The sequence below is a fragment of the Frankia sp. QA3 genome, assembly GCF_000262465.1.
GTDB lineage: Bacteria > Actinomycetota > Actinomycetes > Frankiales > Frankiaceae > Frankia.
Genome location: NZ_CM001489.1, coordinates 1,044,332 through 1,064,299 on the forward strand (window position 1 = coordinate 1,044,332; position 19,968 = coordinate 1,064,299).

Annotated in this window: 18 protein-coding genes; 6 read left to right on the top strand and 12 right to left on the bottom strand. The window is 72.5% G+C overall.

The annotated features are described in order from the left end of the window. Positions 1 to 85: 85 nt before the first annotated feature. The 6 genes from FRAQA3DRAFT_RS04075 to FRAQA3DRAFT_RS04100 all read right to left on the bottom strand — a co-directional run bounded on the left by FRAQA3DRAFT_RS04075 (position 86) and on the right by FRAQA3DRAFT_RS04100 (position 5,708). Positions 86 to 1,150 (bottom strand): phosphotransferase family protein, encoded by a 1,065-nt coding sequence (locus FRAQA3DRAFT_RS04075; RefSeq protein ID WP_009737802.1) that lies wholly within the window; start codon positions 1,148 to 1,150, stop codon positions 86 to 88. Between the two features lie 38 nt (positions 1,151 to 1,188). Continuing rightward, complete coding sequence (locus FRAQA3DRAFT_RS04080; RefSeq protein ID WP_009737803.1) at positions 1,189 to 1,710, bottom strand: cupin domain-containing protein; 522 nt, start codon at positions 1,708 to 1,710, stop codon at positions 1,189 to 1,191. Positions 1,711 to 1,794: 84 nt separating this feature from the next. Then, the gene (locus FRAQA3DRAFT_RS04085; RefSeq protein ID WP_009737804.1) at positions 1,795 to 1,989 is read right to left on the bottom strand and encodes a ferredoxin; all 195 of its coding nucleotides are present in this window, start codon (positions 1,987 to 1,989) and stop codon (positions 1,795 to 1,797) included. Positions 1,990 to 2,026: 37 nt separating this feature from the next. Beyond that, positions 2,027 to 3,235 carry a cytochrome P450 gene (locus tag FRAQA3DRAFT_RS04090; RefSeq protein WP_009737805.1) on the bottom strand — a complete coding sequence of 403 codons (1,209 nt, stop codon included), beginning with the start codon at positions 3,233 to 3,235 and terminating at the stop codon, positions 2,027 to 2,029. Between the two features lie 29 nt (positions 3,236 to 3,264). Next, positions 3,265 to 4,083 (bottom strand): mycofactocin-coupled SDR family oxidoreductase, encoded by an 819-nt coding sequence (locus FRAQA3DRAFT_RS04095; protein WP_009737806.1) that lies wholly within the window; start codon positions 4,081 to 4,083, stop codon positions 3,265 to 3,267. 173 nt (positions 4,084 to 4,256) lie between these two features. Beyond that, a complete protein-coding gene (locus FRAQA3DRAFT_RS04100) occupies positions 4,257 to 5,708 on the bottom strand; it encodes an aldehyde dehydrogenase (RefSeq protein WP_009737807.1) in 1,452 nt (483 codons plus the stop codon). Between the two features lie 296 nt (positions 5,709 to 6,004). On the opposite strand from FRAQA3DRAFT_RS04100, the gene FRAQA3DRAFT_RS04105 reads away from it, so the two are divergent. Beyond that, the gene (locus FRAQA3DRAFT_RS04105; RefSeq protein WP_009737808.1) at positions 6,005 to 6,646 is read left to right on the top strand and encodes a TetR/AcrR family transcriptional regulator; all 642 of its coding nucleotides are present in this window, start codon (positions 6,005 to 6,007) and stop codon (positions 6,644 to 6,646) included. A gap of 51 nt (positions 6,647 to 6,697) precedes the next feature. Here FRAQA3DRAFT_RS04105 and FRAQA3DRAFT_RS04110 read toward each other — a convergent pair whose 3' ends face one another. Both FRAQA3DRAFT_RS04110 and FRAQA3DRAFT_RS04115 read right to left on the bottom strand, forming a co-directional pair. Beyond that, positions 6,698 to 8,185, bottom strand: a complete 1,488-nt coding sequence (locus FRAQA3DRAFT_RS04110; RefSeq protein WP_009737809.1) for a cryptochrome/photolyase family protein — start codon at positions 8,183 to 8,185, stop codon at positions 6,698 to 6,700. Positions 8,186 to 8,487: 302 nt separating this feature from the next. Next, positions 8,488 to 9,375 carry a LysR family transcriptional regulator gene (locus FRAQA3DRAFT_RS04115; RefSeq protein ID WP_009737810.1) on the bottom strand — a complete coding sequence of 296 codons (888 nt, stop codon included), beginning with the start codon at positions 9,373 to 9,375 and terminating at the stop codon, positions 8,488 to 8,490. A gap of 74 nt (positions 9,376 to 9,449) precedes the next feature. Between FRAQA3DRAFT_RS04115 and FRAQA3DRAFT_RS04120 the strand changes: the two genes are divergently transcribed. The 3 genes from FRAQA3DRAFT_RS04120 to FRAQA3DRAFT_RS36640 all read left to right on the top strand — a co-directional run bounded on the left by FRAQA3DRAFT_RS04120 (position 9,450) and on the right by FRAQA3DRAFT_RS36640 (position 13,510). Beyond that, the gene (locus FRAQA3DRAFT_RS04120) at positions 9,450 to 10,724 is read left to right on the top strand and encodes an MFS transporter (RefSeq protein ID WP_009737811.1); all 1,275 of its coding nucleotides are present in this window, start codon (positions 9,450 to 9,452) and stop codon (positions 10,722 to 10,724) included. Next, positions 10,721 to 10,969: a hypothetical protein gene (locus FRAQA3DRAFT_RS35730; RefSeq protein ID WP_035920553.1), complete on the top strand. Its 249-nt coding sequence runs from the start codon at positions 10,721 to 10,723 to the stop codon at positions 10,967 to 10,969. Before FRAQA3DRAFT_RS04120 ends, FRAQA3DRAFT_RS35730 begins: the two co-directional genes overlap by 4 nt. 135 nt (positions 10,970 to 11,104) lie before the next feature. Beyond that, positions 11,105 to 13,510, top strand: a complete 2,406-nt coding sequence (locus tag FRAQA3DRAFT_RS36640) for an NACHT domain-containing protein (protein WP_009737812.1) — start codon at positions 11,105 to 11,107, stop codon at positions 13,508 to 13,510. 101 nt (positions 13,511 to 13,611) lie between these two features. Here FRAQA3DRAFT_RS36640 and FRAQA3DRAFT_RS04135 read toward each other — a convergent pair whose 3' ends face one another. After that, positions 13,612 to 14,793, bottom strand: a complete 1,182-nt coding sequence (locus tag FRAQA3DRAFT_RS04135; RefSeq protein ID WP_009737813.1) for a macrolide family glycosyltransferase — start codon at positions 14,791 to 14,793, stop codon at positions 13,612 to 13,614. Between the two features lie 196 nt (positions 14,794 to 14,989). On the opposite strand from FRAQA3DRAFT_RS04135, the gene FRAQA3DRAFT_RS04140 reads away from it, so the two are divergent. Next, complete coding sequence (locus FRAQA3DRAFT_RS04140) at positions 14,990 to 15,826, top strand: TIGR03620 family F420-dependent LLM class oxidoreductase (protein ID WP_009737814.1); 837 nt, start codon at positions 14,990 to 14,992, stop codon at positions 15,824 to 15,826. A gap of 237 nt (positions 15,827 to 16,063) precedes the next feature. Then, positions 16,064 to 16,954 (top strand): SDR family oxidoreductase, encoded by an 891-nt coding sequence (locus FRAQA3DRAFT_RS04145; protein WP_009737815.1) that lies wholly within the window; start codon positions 16,064 to 16,066, stop codon positions 16,952 to 16,954. Positions 16,955 to 16,966: 12 nt separating this feature from the next. On the opposite strand, the gene FRAQA3DRAFT_RS38400 is transcribed toward FRAQA3DRAFT_RS04145, so the two are convergent. From FRAQA3DRAFT_RS38400 to FRAQA3DRAFT_RS04155, 3 genes are all read right to left on the bottom strand, one after another. Next, positions 16,967 to 17,146 carry an HAD hydrolase-like protein gene (locus FRAQA3DRAFT_RS38400; protein ID WP_198287022.1) on the bottom strand — a complete coding sequence of 60 codons (180 nt, stop codon included), beginning with the start codon at positions 17,144 to 17,146 and terminating at the stop codon, positions 16,967 to 16,969. Then, positions 17,071 to 17,532: a hypothetical protein gene (locus tag FRAQA3DRAFT_RS04150; protein ID WP_009737816.1), complete on the bottom strand. Its 462-nt coding sequence runs from the start codon at positions 17,530 to 17,532 to the stop codon at positions 17,071 to 17,073. Before FRAQA3DRAFT_RS04150 ends, FRAQA3DRAFT_RS38400 begins: the two co-directional genes overlap by 76 nt. A gap of 576 nt (positions 17,533 to 18,108) precedes the next feature. Then, positions 18,109 to 19,947: an ABC transporter ATP-binding protein gene (locus FRAQA3DRAFT_RS04155; protein ID WP_232292086.1), complete on the bottom strand. Its 1,839-nt coding sequence runs from the start codon at positions 19,945 to 19,947 to the stop codon at positions 18,109 to 18,111. Positions 19,948 to 19,968 lie beyond the last annotated feature (21 nt).

A 19,968-nucleotide genomic window follows, 5' to 3' on the forward strand; every position in this document is an offset into this window, starting at 1 on the left:
GGGTGGCATGCCTGCGCTGGGGGCGTTCGTCTGGAGGTGACAAACAGGCGGTAGCGGCGGTGGTTGGTGCCGGCGGGTCTGGCGGTCAGGTCAGGGAGCGGGCCAGGGCCTCGGAGTCGAGGAGCAGGCGGCGGACGATGGCGTCGAAGCGGTCGCCCTTGGCCTTCGGTGACAGCCCCTGGATCGACTCGGCGACCTTGTATTCGATCATGCAGGCCGCGCGCCACTTGGCGAGCACCGAGTAGTAGCCGATCGTCGAGACGTCGCGGCCGGTCCGCTCGCCGTAGTAGGCGATGACGTCGTCGCGGTGCGGGAAGCGCCCGGGCGCGAAGTACCGCATGGCGCCGTCGTCCTCCGCCTCGGTGACGAGGTTGTTCGCGAAGGCGGCGAGGTCGAGCAGGGGATCGCCGATGGTCGCGGTCTCCCAGTCGATGATCGCGGCGAGGCGGGCCGGCGGGCGGTGGTGGAACAGCGCGTTGTTCGGCGCGTAGTCGGCGTGGATGAGCGCGGGACGCGACCCCGCGGGGACGTTGTCCCGCAGCCAGTCCGCCACGTACGTCAACCCGGGCAGGTCACGCCGCTCGTACTTCGGGTAGCGCCGCTGGTAGCCGTCGACCTGGCCCAGCCAGCGGTCCGGCTGGCGCTCAAGGAACCCCTCGGGCCGGCCGAACCCGCCCAGCCCGACCGCGGTGTAGTCGAGGTTGGCCAGCGCGACCAGCCCGTCGGTCATCGCCCAGCAGATGTAGTGCTGGTCGGGGCCGCCGTCGAAACCCGCCGGCCAGATCGTCTCGTTCTCCGCGGTGATGGTCGCCGCCCAGCCGTCCACCAGCTCCATGACGTAGAAGCTGACCCCGAGCAGCGACTCGTCCGCGCAGAAGCCGAGGAACTCCGGGCTCGGCACGTCCGTCCCGGTCAGCGCGCGCAGGACGGTGGCCTCGCGCTGGATCGTGCGTGCGCCCTGCGGGCTGCCCGCCAGGGGCGGGCTGCGGAAGATCGCCTTCCGGCCGCCCCGGTCCAGGCTCAGGATCAGGTTGGTCGACCCGCCGGAGACCAGGGCCGTCCTCAGGGGCCCGTCGCCCAGACTCGGGACGTGCTCGTCCAACCAGCCGGTCAGCGCCGCCACATCGATCAGATTGTTCGCATCCGCCACAGATGCAGCGTTCCACACCTCCGTCGGTGACGTTCTCCTCAGCGCTCGACGGCTCGACCTCCCACGATCACGTAGAGCACGACCGCGGGTTCGTCGCGGCGGTTGCGCCAGCCGTGCGCGGCGCCGTTGTGGACCAGCACGTCCCCGGCTGCAAGCGCGCGTTCCTCGCCGCCGGTCAGCACGATGCAGATCTCACCCCGCAGCACCACGCCGTAGTCGACCGTCTCCGTCGTGTGAAGCAGACTGTCGTCGAACGGGGCGGCAGCCGCGTCGTCGACGTCCGCGGGCGGCCTCGCGGCAGGCTCGCGAGGCCCGAACCCGGGCGGATACGTCACGGAGATGAGGCGGGTTCCCCCCACAGGCGGGACGGGCTCCTGGTCGAGCCGGGTGCTTTCCGCGCCGCTGCCGGGCACCGAGGGCGGCTCCTCGGTGGACCACAGGTAGCTCACCTCGAGGCCTGGCCGGTCGTCGTTGGTGATCACATGGGGCGCCGGCCCGTCCTGGACGAAGATCCCGGCACCGTCCGGGCCCACACCCGTCACCACGCGTCGTAGGAGCACGTCACATCCTCCTGGCAGCGAGATCGGGCCCATCCGTACCCGACCGGTGGTCAGGCGATCAGCCTACGAGGGCTCCGTCTGCCGTCACTCGTCGACGAGGCTCAGGGCGCGCTCGGGGCAGGCGGCGACGGCATCACGGGCGCGTTTGTCCTGGCCTGGCGGTATCTGCGGGTCGGTGACGGCGACGTAGCCCAGGTCGTCGAGGGGGAAGAGGTCCTCGGCGGTGGCGTTGCAGCGGGCGTGGCCCGAGCAGAGCCCGGCGTCGACCACGATCCTCATCGGTCGTCCTTCCTCATCGGTCGTCCTTTCCGCCGGGTCAGGGCCCGAACTCCGCCAGGGGCAGGGAGAAGATGCCGTGGACGTTGCCCCAGTACGCCTGGGGCGTGGTGCCCTCGCGCAGGGCGTAGTCCGGGATGACGCGGTGCCAGCCGGCGAGCGCGACGTTCATCTCGATCCGGGCGAGGTGGGACCCCAGGCATCGGTGGGGGCCAGCGCCGAACGCCAGGTGCGGGGCGGGCGGCCGGGAGACGAGGTCGACGGTGCCCGCGCCGGCGACGAGCGCCTCGTCCCGGTTCGCGGCGACCAGCGGGAAGAGCACGAGATCACCGGCCCGCAGCTGCTGGCCGCCGATCTCGATGTCCTGCTTCACCTTCCGGCCGACCTCGGGCACGGCGTAGAACCGGAGCAGCTCCTCGACGACGCCGTCGAGCGACTCACCGGCGGTGGCCAGCGCCGCGACGTGCCGGCGGTCGGCGTCGTGCGTCGCGAGGTGGTGCATCGCGAAGGACAGGCTCATCGCCACGGTGTCCAGGCCCGCCAGGAAAAGCAGCAGGGAGCAGTTGACCAGCGCGTCGTCGGGGGCCGGCGCACCGTCGAGCTCCCAGTCGAGCATCGCGCCGAGCAGGCCGTCCCCCCGCTCGCCGCTCTCCCGCCGACGGGCGATCTCGGCCTGGAAGTATCCGACGACCGAGAAGATCCCGCCGATCTGCCGATCCTTGTCGAAGTCACCGTTGTCGGTCGGGGCGAGCGCCTGCTTCTCCCACTCCAGGAAGGTCGGCAACTCGTCGATCGGCAGCCCCATCAGCTCGAGGAAGACCACCGTCGGCAGCTCCAGCGCGAAGTCCTCGACGTAGTCACAGTCGCCCCTGGCGCGGATCGCCGCCACGAGCTCGGCGGTGCGTTCCTCCAGGCGCGGCCGCAGCAGCCCCATCGTGCGCGGGGAGAAGTACTGCGCCAGCAGCCGCCGCCACTGCGTGTGCTCAGGCGGATCGAGCTGGATGGGAATCATCGACAGCGGCGGGTCCGGGCTGAGCGGGGTGATGACCTCGCTGGAGAAGACCGCCGGATTCTGCAGGCATTCACGCACGAGATTGTGATCCAGCACCATCCAGTAGGAGCGGTCGGGTTCGGTCACCCTGACGACGCGGTGTAAGGCACGCAGCGCGCCGAAGCGGTCGCCTGCGTCGCCGACCGTGCCGACTCCGACGATGCGGTGGTCGGTGAGCTCGGTGGTGGGCGTTGTCATCGCGCATTCTCCTCAGTCGTTCCGGGCCGTCAGCGGACTGAGAAGCCGGCGTCGAGCGCCCACTGGGTCCCGGTGATGAACCTCGCCTCGTCGGAGACCAGGTACGCCACGGCGCCCGCGATGTCCTCAGGCTGAAGAATGGGGATCGGCAGGGCGTTCTGCATCGCGGAGACGTTGCTGTCCGCCTTCGCCATCGCCGCCTGCATCGCGGCGTTCATCGTCATCCCCGAGACGACTCCGGTCGGGTGGATGGTGTTGACCCTGATCATCTCGGCGGCGTACTGGTTGGCCAGCACCTGCATGTAGCCGACGAGCCCCCGCTTGGCCGCCGTGTAGGCCTGGGCGCTCGGCTCCTCGCTCGCGGTGCCCTTCAGCCCCGCGCTTGAGGAGGTGATGACGATCGAGCCGCCACGCCCACCCTCCCGCAGGCGCGGCAGGGCCACCTGGACGGTGTTGAACGTGCCGGTGAGCAGGATGTCGATGGTGTCCTGCCATTCGCGTGCCGGGTCGACGCTGTCGCCGACCCGCAGGATGCCGGCATTGGCCAGGATGATGTCGACCCGACCGAACGCGGCGTACCCCTCGTCGAAGACGGCCCGAAGCGCGGCCTGGTCACGGACGTCGGCCCTGCCGATGATCGCCCGGCGGCCCTCCTTCCCCACCAGGTCGGCGGTCTCCTCCAGCTCGGCCCAGGTGCCGCACGGGTAGTTCATCGACGGGATGTCCGCGCAGATGTCGACGCCGATGATGTCGACGCCCTCCCGGGCGAGGCGCACGGCGTGCGCGCGGCCCTGGCCGCGGGCGGCGCCGGTGATGAAGGCCACGCGCCCTTCGAGCTTTCCGGTCATGTGTTCCTGTCCTGTCTCGCGTGCCGAAGAAAAGGTCGGGGCCGACGTGAAGCCGAAGCCGACGGGGAACCGGGGCCGACGTGAAGCCGGGGCCGACGTGAAGCCGGGGCCGACGGGGAACCGGCCGACGGGGAACCGGCCGACGGATAGCCGCGGCCGAGGTGCGACCGGCGTCAGACGGTGATGCCGACGCTGCGGATGCGCAGGAACTCCTCGATGCCCTGCCGGCCGCCCTCCTTGCCGACGCCGGAGAGCCCGAATCCGCCGAACGGCCGGCCGACCTTCAGATTGGTGGCGCCGTTGATGAGCGTCTCGCCGGCGTCGAGTTCGGCGGCGACCCGCAGCGCCCGCTGCAGATCCCGGGTCTGGACGTAGGAGGACAGCGCGTACCGGGTGCCGTTGGCCAGCGCGACCGCTTCTTCCTCGGTCCGGAACTTGAAAATCGTCAGCACCGGCCCGAAGACCTCGGTCTGGGCGAGCTCGGATTCCGGGTCGACGTCGGTGAAGACCGTCGGCTGGAGGTAGTAGCCGGCCCGGTCGATCCGGCTTCCGCCGGCCAACAGGGTCGCGCCCTGCTCCTTGGCCCGCTCGATCATCCCGAGAATCCGCTCGACGGCCGCCTGGTTGACGACCGGACCGGACGCCACGGCGGGATCGAACGGGTCGCCGATCGGGATGTTCCGCGCGATCAGCGTCACCCGCGCGACGACCTCGTCGTACACGTCCTCGTGGATGATCATCCGGGTCGCGAAGGCGCAGCCCTGGCCGGAGAGCGCGATGAGGGAGAACGTCGTCCCGAGCTGGCAGGCCACGTCGAGGTCGGCGTCGGCGAAGATGATGTTGGCGGACTTGCCGCCGAGTTCGAGCACGGCGGGCTTCATGCTGGGCGCGCACGCCTCGAGGATCCTGGTCGCCGTGGCCGGGCCACCGGTGAAGGTGACCTTCTTGACCAGCGGGTGGGCGACGAGCTGCGCGCCCGCCTCGGCGGTGCCGGGCAGGACGTTGACGACGCCGGGCGGGAAGCCGGCCTGCTCGACGAGGTCCATGAACAGCTCCCCGCTGAACGGGGTGAGCTCGGAGGGCTTGACCACCACGGTGTTCCCGGCCGCGACCGCGGCGGGGATCTTCATCGCCAGCGAGATGAGCGGGCCGTTCCAGGTGATGATGATCCCGATGACCCCGTACGGCTGGGCGAGGGTGTAACCGAGCTCGCCGTCGTGGACGGGATTGCCGGTCAGGTCGCCCTGGATCTTGTCGGCCCAGCCGGCGTAGTAGCGGGTCCACTCCGCGGAGAGCACCGGGAAGGCCGCTCCGACGGTGAGCGGCGTGCCGTTGTCGAGCGCCCCGAGCCGGGCGAACTCGTCCGCGTGGGCCTCGATCAGGTCCGCGAGCCTGGCGAGCAGGGCGCGGCGCTGGGCGGGCGGGGTCCGCTTCCAGCTCTGGAACGCCTCGTGCGCCGCGGCGACGGCGAGGTCGATCTCGTCGGAGTCCGCCAGCGGGATCTGCGCGTCGACCTCGCCGGTGGCCGGGTTGACGTGACCGTAGGTGCCACCCGAGCCGGACGAACGTTTCTCGCCGTTGACGCGGAGGTGGACCTTCGGCGGGGTGCGGTCAATGTCGGACATGGGGCTCCTCGGGACGTTCCCGCGCGCACGACGGCGTGGATGAGCGGATCAGGGGCGAGCAGCTGAGAGGCGCGCAGCTGAGAGGCGAGCGGATCAGGGGTGAGCGGATCAGGGGCCGAGTGGCCCAGGGGGAGGAGTGGGATGACTAAGTAACCTTAGTGAACTGTGGCGCCCCTCACGTGTCAAGGAATCGGACAAAGTCGTCCGTAAATCCTGGCGACAAGATCGACGCCGCGGAACTCGCAGCTCGCCGCTACGGTGAGAATCGGCTCGGGGACACGTCGGGGAGGAGATCCATGGGTGACGGCGTGACGGCTGCGCGGCGTTCCCCAGGCCGGCCGCGCAGGGCCGACGCCGAGCGGCGCATCCTCGACGCCGCCATCGACGAGTACCTCGAACGCGGCGCGACCGGCTTCACCATCGACGGCGTCGCCCGGCGCGCCGGGGTCGGCAAGTCCACGGTCTACCTGCGCTGGCCCGACCGCGACACGCTCCTCGTCGACAGCGTCCTGGCGCGATCCCGCACGATCGAGGACGTCGACACCGGATCACTGCGCGGCGACCTGATCGCCCTGAGCGCGAACATGCTGCGCTTCCTGCGCGACCCCGTCGGGTTCGCGACGCTGCGCCTCACGGTCGAGGCCGTGGCGAGCCGTGCCACCCGCGAGGTCACCACCGGTGTGGCCGATCGCCATCGCCGGGCCGCGGGCGTGGTGCTCGCCCGGGCCGCCGAGCGCGGCGAACCCGTCAACCCGGGTACCCAGGCCCGCGTCATCGAGTGCCTCTACGGCGCGATCACCATGAAGGCGCTGGCGCACGGCCTCGAGACGGACACCGCCAGCGACGCGGAGATCGTCGCGGCCTGTGTCGAGCTGGTCGACCTGCTCCTCCCGCTGCTGCTGGAGCACGGCCGACCCCCGCCGGCCTCGGCCCGGTGACGGCCCGCCGGCCTCGGCCCGCCGGCACCCCGCGGCCCGGGCCTGCTGCCGTCACGGTGGGCCCGGGCCGCGGTGGTGTTCGGCGGCGGTGACGGCGGCCCGGTCGGCGAGGCGGGCGAGGCCCGCGAGCGGGCGGCGCAGTCGGGGGTTGGCGGCCAGCGCCTCGGCGTTGCGGTCGAGGAAAACCCAGTAGCCGGCGGTGAAGGGGCAGGCGTCGTCGCCGAGGCGGTGGGACGGGTGGTAACGGCAGCCGCCGCAGTAGTCGCTCATCCGGTGGATGTAGGCGCCACCGGCCGCGTACGGCTTCGTCGCCATCAGGCCGCCGTCGGCGTACTGGCTCATCCCGACGACGTTGGGCGCCATCACCCAGGCGTAGCCGTCGACGAAGCTCTCGTGGAAGAAGTCGGTGAGGGCCCGCGGGTCGTAGCCGCGTTGCAGCGCCCAGTTGCCCAGCACCATCAGCCGGGGGATGTGGTGAACCCAGCCGCGGTCGCGGACCCCGGCGAGCACGTCGGACAGGCACGCGGCGCCGACCGCGTCCGCGTCGAGGTCGTCGAACCAGCGCGGCAGCGGGGTCCGCGCACCGAGCGCGTTGCGGTCGGCGTAGTCCTCGCCGGCCCACCAGTAGATCCCCCAGATGTACTCGCGCCAGCCGAGGACCTGGCGGACGAACCCCTCGACGCTGGCGATCGGCGCCTCGCCGCGCCGGTACGCCTGCTCCGCCGCGGCGACGACCTCCAGCGGATGCAGCAGGCCCAGGTTGAGCGCCGGCGAGAGGGTGGAGTGGGCCATCGCCCAGTCCCCGGCGAGCATCGCGTCCTCGTAGGGGCCGAAGTCGGCGAGGCGGTGGCGGACGAACCAGTCCAGCGCCTGGCCCGCCTCCGCCCGGGTCGCGGCGAACCGGCGCGGGCCGTCGGCGCCGCGGAAGCGGGCGTGGCCGTCGCGTTCGAGCCGCTCGAGATGCTCCCGGACCTCGGCGTCGACCTCGGTCTCCGACGGCGACCACGGCTCTGGCAGGTCCAGGTGGGGGCGCCGGGGCGGGGGCTGACGGTTGTCGTGGTCGAAGTTCCACCGGCCGCCGACGGGGGAGTCGCCGTCCATGAGCACGCCGAACCGGCGCCGCTGCCAGCGGTAGAAGTCCTCCATGAGCAGCCGTCGCCGACCGCCCGTCCCGGTGCCGCCGCCGTCGGCCCAGGTGGCGAAGTCGTCCCGGCTCGTGGCGGTGTAGGCCGTGGGCACGACCGTCACCCCGGGCAGGTCCGTGACGAAGCGCCGCGCCGGCCAGGAGCTCGGGTCGGGCACCTCCAGGGGCTCGCCGTAGTCGGCGACGACCTCGCCGTAGGTCGCGCCGATCCGATGGTCGCAGCGCTCGCCCAGCTCGCGCGCCCGATGCCGCAGGGCCGAGAGCAACAGCTGCGCCTTCTGCCGGTGGAAGCGCCGCCGGGCCAGCACCCGGGTCGACTCGACGAGCAGGACCGGCTGGTCGGGATCGTCGAGGAAGTGCGGCCCGAGCTGGTCGGCGAACAGCCAACGGCGCATCGCCCGACGGTGACACACCCGCCACGACCGGCCAACTCGATCGTGCGCCGCCCGCGTAACCCGCCTCGCCCTGCCACGACGTCGGCCAGGTCCCCCAGCAGCCGCTGTCCGGAGACGCCGACAGTGGCAGCCAACCCTGGCCCGTCCTCCGCACCTGGGGTTGCGATGCGGAGCCATCCCGTTGGGCGCGGCATCCGCCGCGGCGTGCCCTCCATCGCCTCACAAGATAATCAACTTTGTTGACGACGTGCGATCGGGCACTGATGATCATGGGCGGTTGTGGGCACCGCGGTGCCGGTCGTTTACCGGGCCACCGGGGCAGGTTGGCGGGCGAGGACGGTGTCGAGCAGGATGCGGGCCGCGGTCGAGGAGCCGCCGGCCGGGGTGACGATCCCCGTCGGGAAGGTGGGGACGGGCGGGGCGAGCGGGATCAGCCGCAGCTCGTCGCGGTGGCGGGTGTCGAGGCTCGGCGGCAGGACGGCGACGCCGAGCCCGTGCGCGACGAGGTCGAGCAGCGTGTCGGTGTCGCCGACCTCGCAGGCCAGCCGGCGGCGCAGGCCATGGTCGGCGAGCACGGCGTCGACGACCGTGCGCGACCCCCAGCCGGGCGGATAGTCGACGAAGTCCTCGTCGGCGGTCTCGGTCAGCGACACCGCCGCTCGGCCGGCCAGCCGGTGCCCGCTGTGGCAGGCGAACACCATCGGCCGGTCGTCCAGCGGGGTCAGGTGGACGCCGGCCGGGGCCGTCCGCGCGCAGGCGAACGCCAGGTCGAGCGCGCCGGCCGCGACCCGGTCGAGCAGGTCCGCGCTGGGCGCCTGCACGAGCCGTAGCTCCACCCGCGGGTGCTCGGCGTGGAAGGCGGCGAGCGCCTCGGTGAGGCCACGGCGGAAACACTGCATGATCCCGACGGTCAGCCGGCCCCCCATGCCGCCGGCCACCCCGGCGACCGCGGAGCGCGCCGCGTCGGCGGCGGACAGGATCCGACGGGCCTGGGTGAGCAGCACCTCGCCCTCCTGGGTCAGCCGCACCGCGCGGGTGCTGCGCACGAACAGCTTCGCGCCGAGCTCGCGTTCCAGGGCGCCGATGGACGACGACAGCCCCGACTGGACGATGTTCACCCGCTGCGCGGCCCGGGTGAAGTGCAGCTCCTCGGCGGCGGCGACGAAGTGTTCGAGCTGGCGGAGCTCCATACATCTCCCTGACAGATGAAGCCAAGCTGATTGTTCTGTTGGACAGGTTACCCGGGGCGCGGCACGCTGAAGGCATGATCGACGGCGGCGTGACGACACATGGATCCTCCGACGGCGCGTCCAGGGACGGTGCATCCTCTGGCGGCACGGCGCCCCTGGCGGGGCCGGGTCTCGGTCACGGCCTGGTCGGACTGCTCGCGGTGAGCACGGGCATGTGCGTGGCGGCGATGTACTACGCCCAGCCGCTGCTCGGCGAGATCCGGGCGGCGCTGGGCCTGTCCACCGGCACCGCCGGTCTCGTCGTGTCGGTGACCCAGGCCGGGTACCTGGTGGCGCTGTGCCTGCTGGTCCCGGTGGGCGACCTCGTGGCCCGTCGCCGCCTGATTCCCGCGCTGGTCGCCGCGCAGGCGGTCGGCCTGTTCGTGCTCGCCACCGCCGCCTCGGCCACCCAGCTGCTGATCGCCGCCATCGCGGTCGGGGCCCTGTCCGTGACCGCGCAGATCGGCGTCGCCTTCGCCGCGACGCTGGCCGGCGACGCGGAGCGGGGCAAGGTCGTCGGGACGGTGATGAGCGGCCTTCTGCTGGGCATCCTGCTGGCCCGCACCGTCGCCGGCTACCTGGCCGACCTCGGCGGTTGGCGCACCCCGTTCTGGGTCGCCGGGGCCGCCCAGCTCGTGCTGTGCGCCGTGCTCGCCGCCCGGCTGCCGGCCGAGCCGCGCACCGCGGCACCGCGGCTCGGCTACCGGGCGCTGATCGCCTCGGTGGTCGGGCTGCTGCGCGACGAGCCGGTGCTGCGGCTGCGCGCGGCCTACGGGGCGGCGTCGTTCGGGGCGTTCAGCGCACTGTGGACGCCGCTGGCGTTCCTGCTGTCCGCGGCGCCCTACCACTACTCCACCGGCGTCATCGGCCTGTTCGGCCTGCTGGGCCTGATGGGCGTGCTGGCCGCGTCGTTCGTCGGCCGGGCCGCCGACCGCGGGCGCGCCGGGGCGGCGACCGTGGGCACGGCCGCGTTGCTGCTCGCCGGCTGGCTGCCACTCGGCCTCGGCGGCCACTCGCTCGCCGCGCTGATCGTCGGCATTCTCGTCCTCGACCTCGCGGCGCAGGGCCTGCACATCGCCAACCAGAGCGAGATCTACCGGCTGAACCCCGCGGCCCGCAGCCGGCTCACCTCCGCCTACATGGCGACCTACTTCGCCGGCGGCCTCGCCGGCTCGATCGCGTCGGGCACCGCCTACAGCCGTGGCGGCTGGACCGCCGTCAGCGTCACCGGCGCCGTGTTCGGCCTGGTCGCCGTCGCCCTGGCCGGCTGGGATGCCACCCGCCGCCGCGCGGGCGCCCAGGCGGCGTGACTTCCCGGACGCAGAGGCCGCTCACCGGGCGCCGGCGGCCGAGCCCCGCCTGCGGCCTGCCGCCGCGATCGGCCGGACGCGGTCGCCCGCTATCGGCCGCGCTGCGCGGCGCCGCGGACCTGGTGGGGCCCGGCGGGACGCTGCTCGTCGTCGCCCACGACTCGGCGAACCTCACCGACGGCGCCGGTGGCCCGCGGGACCCGGCGGTGCTCTACACCGCCCCCGTCCTGACCGCCGAGCCGTAGTTCGGTCTCGTCGGGAATTCGGCCGTCCTGACGAGGTGAAGCTGCCTCGCGTTCCGGGTTGGTTGCTATGGGCGCCCGGCCGGTCGCGATGATGAACACATGGGGGGATCTCGAACGAGGCGGACCGCATGGGTCATGTCAGGCCTACTGATCGTGTCCGCCGCCGTGACCGCGGCGATCGCGGCCATGCTGAAGCCGGAGTCATCCGCCGACTGGTTCACCGTCGCGCTCGGTGTTCTGAGCCTGCCGGGCTTCTACCTGGCCTGGGCGTCCTACCGCGACGACAGGTCCGACGGAAGACGGGTGCCGACGTTGGCCGAGGTAGCCGACCAGCTTGCCAGCGCGGTGCGGGTCCAGTGGACCACAGAGGCGGAACTGCGTCGGTTGAACGATCCGCATCCCCTGCCGGTGTCGTGGCAGCCGGCCCCCGCCGACCTGGTCGACGGGTGGGAGGCGCTGGTCCGGCTGGCCGTCACCGGGGCGGGTCGGCCGCATGTGTCCGCGGATCCGGTGGAACGAGGGTGGGCCGACGGGCCGGCGGGTCTGGCTGGCAGCGACGGCGACCTGGTCGACGTCCTGGCTCGGGTGCCCACCGGCCGGCTGGTGGTGCTGGGGGAACCGGGAGCGGGCAAGACGATGCTGCTGGTCCGGTTGGTCCTGGATCTGCTCGCCTGCCGTGAACAGGGTGGGCCGGTGCCTGTGCTGGTGCCGCTGGCGTCGTGGGATCCGGCCGGCGCGCATCTGTATGAATGGCTGGCGGGCAGGCTGGCCATCGACTATCCGGGCCTCGCCGGGCCGGCGCCGGACGACAGGAAGCGCACCCGGGCGCGGGCGTTGCTGGACGACGGGTTGATCCTGCTCCTGCTCGACGGCCTAGACGAGATTCCGGATGCTGTGCGCAGTAAGGCGCTGGCCCGGTTGAACGACGCGTTGCGTCCGGGTCAGCGGCTGGTCGTGACCTCCCGGGTCAAGCCCTATCGCGATGCGGTTCGGCCCCCCGGCGAAGTGCAGATTCGTCTCACCGGGGCCGCCGGTGTCGAGTTGCGCCCGCTACGGGCCGATGACGTGGCGGACTACCTGCGGGGTTCGGCCGGCGGGCCGGTCGCCGCCGATCGCTGGAACCCGGTCCTGGCCACCCTCACCGCATCGCCGGCATCGCCGGCATCGCAGGCCCTGACCACACCCTTGATGGCCAGCCTGGCACGGGTCGTTTACAACCCCCGCCCGGATGAACCTGCCACCACCGTCGGTCTTTCGCCCATCGAACTTCTCGACCCGGTGCGGTTTTCCACCCGCACCGACGTGGAGCGCCACCTGTTCGATGGTTTCATCCCCGCTTCCTACCGGCCCCACCCGGACCGTCCCTGCCCCTGGGCGGCCGAGCAATCCAAACGGTGGCTGTCTTTCCTCGCCGGCTACTTGGAGAATCAATCGGGTGACAATATCGATCTCTCTTGGTGGAAAATCCAGTACACCATTTCCGGGCCCCTCGCCGGTCTTGTCGTCGGACTGATTACCGGAATTGTCTGCGGGCTCGCGGCGCTACTTGGCTCCAACATCGGGATCGGGATGGGGATCGGGGTTCTCTGCGGGCTCGGCGTCGCCTTCATGGTGCGATTTGCGCACAGGTCCGCGGGTGGTTACGGGAAGACGCGAGGAATTGTTGGAGGGATTTCTGGTGGTCTCTTGGGGGCCCTGTCGGCCGGGCTGTTGAGCAAACTCGGAATCGGACTTGCGGACGGCGTTACAGGCGCCCTTGCGATAGGTCTCGGATCGGGTATCGGGGTCGGGTCCATCGCCGGGTTCGTGAGCGGCGCAGCGGGCGGATTCGTCGGGGGGCTGGCGGGTGGACTCGTCGACAGTCTCTGGTCGGGAGTCACGGCCGGGATCGTCAACGGGCTCGCGATCGGGCTCACGACGGGACTCGCCGTCGGGCTCGCGGGTCGGCGTAGGCCGGCGCGCGGGCTACGTTGGTCGCGCACCGGCATCGTGGGCGCACTTGTCGTGGCGCTCGCCGTCGGGCTCGCGGTCGGGCTCACGGTCAGACCTATGGTGGGCCTGCTGGTCGGACTTGCGGCCGGGCTTCTCGAAGCGCCCGTGGTCGGGCTTACGGACGCTCCAGCAAATTTGACGGCAGCGGTTCGCCCACCCGAGGTGCTGGCTCGGGACCGGTTGACCTTCCTGGTGACCGTAATTTCGGTCGGGCTCATGACCGGGATCCTGGCCGGGCTCATAGTCGGGCTTGCCGTGGTACGCGAGAGCAATGCGGAAGTCGGGTTCATCGTCATAGTGAAGAACGGGCTTTGGGTCGGGCTTGCCGGTGGGCTTACGGTCGGGCTCGGGGTCGGCTTTTTCCGGGCGGCTTGGGGGTCTTTCGCCCTCGCGCGATGCTGGCTGGCGTTGCGGCGTCAGCTGCCATGGCGTCTTATGGGTTTTCTCGCTGATGCCCATCAGCAGCGCGGCCTACTACGCCAGGTCGGCGGCTCCTACCAGTTCCGCCATGTCGAGCTGCAACGTCACCTGGCCAGCCGGGGACAATGAGTGGGCCTGGATCGGCGGGCTCTCCCCGAGGCGGGGACACTCTGCTCCGGCCGCCCGTCGGCGGAAGCTGTAGCGGTCCGGGGACGTCGGTGAGCTCGCCGTCAGGGCAGGAACGACTCGACCGCGTCGGCGGCGGCCTCGATCCCGCCGTGGGCGCGCAGCGCGGCCCGGATTCCCGCCAGCCGCCCGGCGACCTCGGCGCGGGAGGCGACGGACTCGACGGCGGCGCGCAGGAGCTGCGGGCTGACCTGGTCGGCGGCGAGCTGCTCGCCGACGCCGAGGGCGGCGAGGATCGCGGCGTTGCCGAACTGCTCGGCGGCCAGCGGGATCGCGACCGTCGGCACGCCGAACCACAACGCCTCCACGCAGCTTCCCATCCCCGCGTGGGTGACGAACGCCGACGCCGCGGCGAGCACGGCGAGCTGGGGGACGCTGCGGTGGGCCTCGACGTTGGTGGGCAGCGGGCCGAGCTCGGCGGGGTCGACGCGCCGGCCGAGCGCCATGACCACGTGCCAGTCCGTGCCGGCGAACGCCTCGGCGGCGGCCCGGTAGATGTCCGGCCGGTCGTTGTAGACGGTGCCGAGGGACACCAGCAGCACACGGCTGGCGCCGGCCGGCACCGGCCACGTCGGCTCGGCCAGGCGCGCGGGGTCCAGGCACGGGCCGACGAAACGCACGCCCGGCCGGACCCGGTCCAGGCGCGGCTGCAGCACCGGGGGGATCAGCGAGACGACGGGCCGTTCGGCGCCCAGCCACTCCCAGGGGTCGCGGTCGAGGCCGTTGTCGCGCAGCCAGGCGGTGAACGCCGCCTGGTACTCCTTGCCCGGTACGGACGTGCGCAGCGCCGTCAGGGCCTCGGCGTTGTCCTGCTCGAAGCCGTCCCACGGCACCCAGCTCGGGGCCAGCAGCACCGCGGGAACGTCCCACCGGGCGGCGAGCACCGGCCCCGCCTGCGCGGCGACGTCGTGAAGCAGCAGGTCCGGGCGGTCGTCGTCGAAGTGGCGGGCGAGCGGCGGGAGGGTGGCGATCCCCTCGTTCAGGAACAGCCGGGTGGCGAGTTCGGCGGCCGGGTTGTCCGGCCAGTCCCCGTCCTCGGCGGGCAGCGTCGAGGGGTGGGTGACGGGGCGGGCGCCGGTGGGCTCGATCAACCCGGCGAGCCGGTCGCCGACGGCGTAGCTCACCCGGTGGCCGCGGCGGACGAGTTCGGCGATGACGCCGAGCGAGGGATAGACGTGGCTCGGCGTGGTGCAGCCGATCATGGCGATGTGTCGGGGGGTGCGCATCGTGTCCTGCCGTTCAGCCTCGTCTGGTGGTCGCCGGTGACGTCGCCGAGGCGGGGCGCGTCGTCGCCGGGTTCGTGCGCGCGGGCGGCCGCGCACCGCAGGCGTCGGGCGCGTGGCGATTCGTTGTCGATCGAGCGGGTCCGCAGGTTGCCCGCCGACCCGGAAGAGGCTCCCGGTATGGGGGGTTGCACGGGTCATGACCACTCTCGGCAACATCGGTATCGCTAGTTCGACCATCGCCTTCAACACGGACGTCCCCGCCGCCGTCGCGGCGGCCGCCGAGGTCGAGGACCTGGGCTTTTCCACGCTGTGGCTGCCCGGCGGCCAGGGCAACAACATCTCCCTCGTCGAGCAGGTCGTGCGGGGGACGGGCAGCCTGCTGGTCGCCAACGGCATCCTGTCCGTCGACCAGGTCCCCGCCGCCGAGGTCGCGGCGACCTACGCGGCGCTCGCCGCCGACCATCCCGGCCGCTACCTCGCCGGCCTCGGCGGCGCGCACGGCGCGAATCCGCTGGGCACCCTCGGCGCCTACCTCGACGAGCTCGACGCCGCGCAGCCGGCGGTGCCCGCCCCCGGGCGCGTCCTCGCCGCCCTCGGCCCGGCCATGCTCCGCCTCGCCCGCGACCGCGCCGCCGGGGCGTACCCGTTCCTCGTCACCCCGCAGTACGTCACCGACGCGCGCGCCGTGCTCGGGCCCGACCGGACGCTGGCCGTGCTCGTCACCGTCATCCCCGAGCGCGACCCGGCCGCCGCGCGCGGCGCCGCCCGCGAGTCGATCCGCTTCCTGACCACCGTCCCCGGCTACGTCCGCAACCTGGCTCGGATGGGCTTCACCACCGACGACGTCGCCGACCTCAGTGACCGGCTCATCGACCAGGTCACCGTGTGGGGTGAGGTGGAGACCATCGGCAAGCGGGTCGCCGAGTACCTCTCCGCCGGCGCCGACCAGGTCGTCGTCCAGGTCAACGACGCCACCGGCGGCGAGCCCGAGTCCACCTGGTGGCGCCGCCTCGCCGACGTCCTGCTCCACTGACCCCACCGCCGGCCTACCCGGCCGGCCAGCCCCGCCGCCCCGCACCGTCTGGCCGATCAGCCTGGCCGATCAGCCTGGTGGCGGGGCGGCGTCGGGCGCGGGCGCCGCGTTCGCCGGTGCGCGGGCGGCTCGCCTCGATCGCCGGCGTCAGCGTCGGGTTCTGCAGGCCGACGGGCTCTCTGGATACTGGGCATCCTCATACTGGGCATCCTCGTTCCTGGCCGAAGGAGTCCGTCCGTGCCGTCCCCGCTACGTCCCTACCGGTTCGCCGCCGGAACCGCCGTCGTGACCGGCGCCGCGAGTGGCATGGGGGAGGAGATGGCCTACGGGCTGGCCGCCCGCGGCAGCCACCTCGTGCTGCTCGACCGCGACGCACCGCGCCTCGCGGCCGTGGCCGCCAGGATCTGTGCCCGCCATCCACGCCTGCTGGTCGATTCCCTGACCGTCGATCTCGCCGACGCCGATGCCGTCGACGCCGCGGCGGCTCGCGTACTGGCCGACCATCCCGGGGTGACACTGCTGGTCAACAACGCCGGTGTCGCGTTTGGCGGCGGCTTCGAACACCTCACGCTGGAGGAGTTCGACTGGGTGATGGACGTCAACTTCCGCGCGCCCGTGCGGCTCACCCGGCTGCTGCTGCCGGCCCTGCTCGCCAGTCCGGGCAGCCACATCGTCAACGTCTCGAGCCTGTTCGGGCTCATCGGACCACCCGGCCAGACGGCCTACTCGGCGAGCAAGTTCGCCGTCCGCGGCTTCACCGACGCACTGCGCCACGAGCTGGCCGGCCGGGTCGGCGTCACGGCCGTGTTCCCCGGGGGGGTTCGCACCCGGCTCGCCGAGACGGCACGGGTGGCGCGGGACGTGCCGAGCGACGCCGCGGAGGCGGGCCGGCGGGATTTCGCGAAACTGCTGAGCTACCCGGCCGACGCCGCCGCCCGGGAGATCCTCGCCGCGGTCGAGGCCCGCAAGGCCCGAGTGATCATCACCCGTCAGGCCAGGGCGGTCGACGCCGTCGCCCGCCTTCTTCCGGCGTCCCACATGGCGGTGTTCGGATACCTGATCACCCGCGCCGCCCGCCTGACCCCCGCGGGACGCGCCACCGCCGGCAGTGAGGCCCCCGCGGTCTGATGAGCGGCGTCGTCATGCCGGGCACGAGGCTGAGCGGATCAGTTCCCCGATCGAGGCGAGATCGATGACCTCCGCGGCGACCGACGCCCCTGCCGGACGCCGCCGGCCCTTGCGGTTCACCCACACGGCGGGAATCCCGAGCGCGTTCGCGCCGGCCACGTCGGCGCTCGGCGAATCGCCGACGTGCCACACCTGCGTCGGGGCGCGTCCGAGACGAGACAGAGCGGCAGCCCGATCTCGGCCAGGAAAGGTGCCGTGTCGGGGAAGATCGGTGGCCGCCGCCAGTAGTCGAACAGCTGGCGGCTGAGCGATTCGACGTCGGCCCGGGAACCGAAATGCCGGACCGTGTGCCGTAACGACCGGCGTTCTACCTCCCGCAGGGTGGCGAAGGCGGGTCCCGCCGCGTCGGCGCACAGTCGCCTGAACACGTCCGACCAGTACCGGCCAATCGCGGCCGAGTCGCTGCCGGGGACTGTCGCGGTCTGCGCGATGCTGCGGCAGGCCGCGGCCACCACGTCGTCATCCTCGGCGACGATGGTGCCATAGCAGTCCAGCAGAATCGCCCGCGGCCGGTTCATCTGGCCATCCCCGCGGTAGTCCCGTCCCGCCGGCAGCCCGATGCGGCCCCCGTGGGCTCGCCATCGTGCTGCGGGGCGGTCAATTCTCTTCGTCGCCGCGTTCGAGTAGCCCACTACTCGGGCGTATGACGCCCCGATCAATGAGATTTAGCCGTGGATCCGACCGAACTCGAAAAGTTGGCAAGCCGGCCCATCGTAACTTTCCAGGGCGGAGCCTACCGCGACACCCGGGCAGGCGACGGTTGATCGCGGATGTCGGCGACGGCTGGGCGGTCGCGTAGAAGGGCCGGCCGGGGCGCAGGGGTGCCGCGGAACCGCACGCCGCCACCGGACCCTGGCCTCGAAGCCGGTCCCCGTGATCGTGGTGTTCCGCGGAACCGGGCCAGGCGTGCGGGCCACTCTCCGGCCCGGGTTGAACCCCGTCCCGGACCCGGCCCACGCCGTCACCGCCTGGCCTGCGAGAAACGCAGGAAGGCACGGACCCGGGCCGCCATCCAGACCCACGCCCTGCGGTTGTTTTTACAGTCCCACCGGCCGCGATCGCTGCGGCTGTCTTCGGAGGTCGTCTGGCCCGGGTCACCCGGTGGGGACGAGGAGCTGGGTGGTCGCCAGGTCGCGGTAGAGGGGGTCGGTCTCCAGCAGCTCCGTGTGGCTGCCGACGGCGCGGACCCGGCCCGCCTCCATCACGACGATCTGCCGGGCGCCGACGACGGTGGACAGCCGGTGGGCGACGACCATCACCGTCGTCGTGCGGGCCGCGGCGGCGATGGTGTCGCGCAGGGCGAGCTCGTTGCCGGCGTCGAGCGCGGAGGTCGCCTCGTCGAGCAGCAGCAGCCGGGGCCGGCGCAGCAGGGCTCGGGCGATCGCGATGCGCTGGCGTTCACCGCCGGACAGGGTGCCGCCGCGGTGGCCGATCCAGCCGTCGAGCCCGCCGGGCAGCGCCGCGACGAACAGGTCCAGCCGGGCCAGGCGCAACGCCTCGTACAGGGCCTCGTCGCTCACCCCGGAAAGGCCGAGGGTGAGGTTCTCGCGCAGGGAACCGGCGAGCACCGGCGCCTCCTGCTCGACGTAGCCGATCGAGCGGCGAAGCTGCGCCAGCGGCCAGTGGCGCACGTCGCGGCCGTCGACGAGGATCCGGCCGGCGGTGACGTCGTAGAACCGTTCGAGCAGCAGGAAGATGCTCGACTTGCCGGCACCCGACGGGCCGACGATGGCGGTCATCCCGTCGGGCGGGACGGTGAACGACACCCCCCGGTGCACCGGCGGCAGGTCCCGGCGGTAGGCGAACACGACGTCGTCGAAGGCCACCGCCGCACTGCCGGCCGGGCGGTCCGCGGTGGGGCGCCTGGCCAGGGCGGTGCGGCGGACGACCGCGGGCCCGCGCCTGGACAACGGGCCGCTGGCGGCGGGATCGCGGTGACCGGCGGGGGTGCGTTGCCGGTCCGAGGTGGGTTCGGCGGCCAGGCGCAGCACCGCCTGGATGCGTTCCGCGGCCGCCCCGCCCGCCTTGAACTGGCCCCAGGCGCCCACCAGGGTCGTCACCGGCTGGGTCAGGAAGAACATGTAGAGCAGGAACGCGATCAGGTCGGCGATGGGCAGGTCCCCGGCGGCGACCCGGGCGCCGCCGACGCCGAGCACCCCCAGGAACGACGCCTGCATGAGCATGCCGGCGCTCGCCCCGGTGCCCGCCTGCCAGGCGGCGACGCGCAGCCCGCGGCGGAACGCCGTCTGCGCCGCGTCGGTGAGCAGGCCGATCTCGCGGCCCTCCGCCCCGGAGGCCTTGACCGTGCGCAACGCGCCGAGGTCGCGGTCGAGCAGGGTGGCCATGAAACCGACGGCGGCCTGCGCCTGTCCGGTGGCCTTCCCGATCCGCGCCGCCGACCAGCGCACGCTGGTACTCATCAGGACGACCGAGGTCAGCGTCACGCCGAGCAGGACGACGTCGATGAGCGCCATCATCACCAGCGCCCCGACCAGGGTGATCGTCGCCGTGCAGCTCGCCACCAGGGCCTGGGTCGTCACCTGGCGCAGCAGCGTGGTGTCGCCGACGAGCCGCGACATCAGATCACCGGGCTTGATCTCGTCGGTCGCGGACAGCCGCAGCCGCAGGATGCGTTCCACCAGGCGGATGCGGACGGTCCGCACCAGGGTCTCCCCGACCGACTCGATGAGGAAGAACCCGGCGGCGGACACCGCCGTGCCGACGAGGACCGCGACGGTCAGGACGCCGAGCAGCCGGCCGACCGGCTGGTCGGCGGTGAGCCGGGCCAGAATGTGCTGGGCGATGATCGGCTGGGCCAGTGACATCGACGTGCCAAGCAGGGTGAGCACCCCGCCGGCGAGCAGGACGCGACGCGAGCCCGCGGCGAAGCGCAGGATGAACCGCCCGGCCGGCAGCGGCTGGTGGCGGGCCACGGTGGTGCGGCGGGCGCGGCT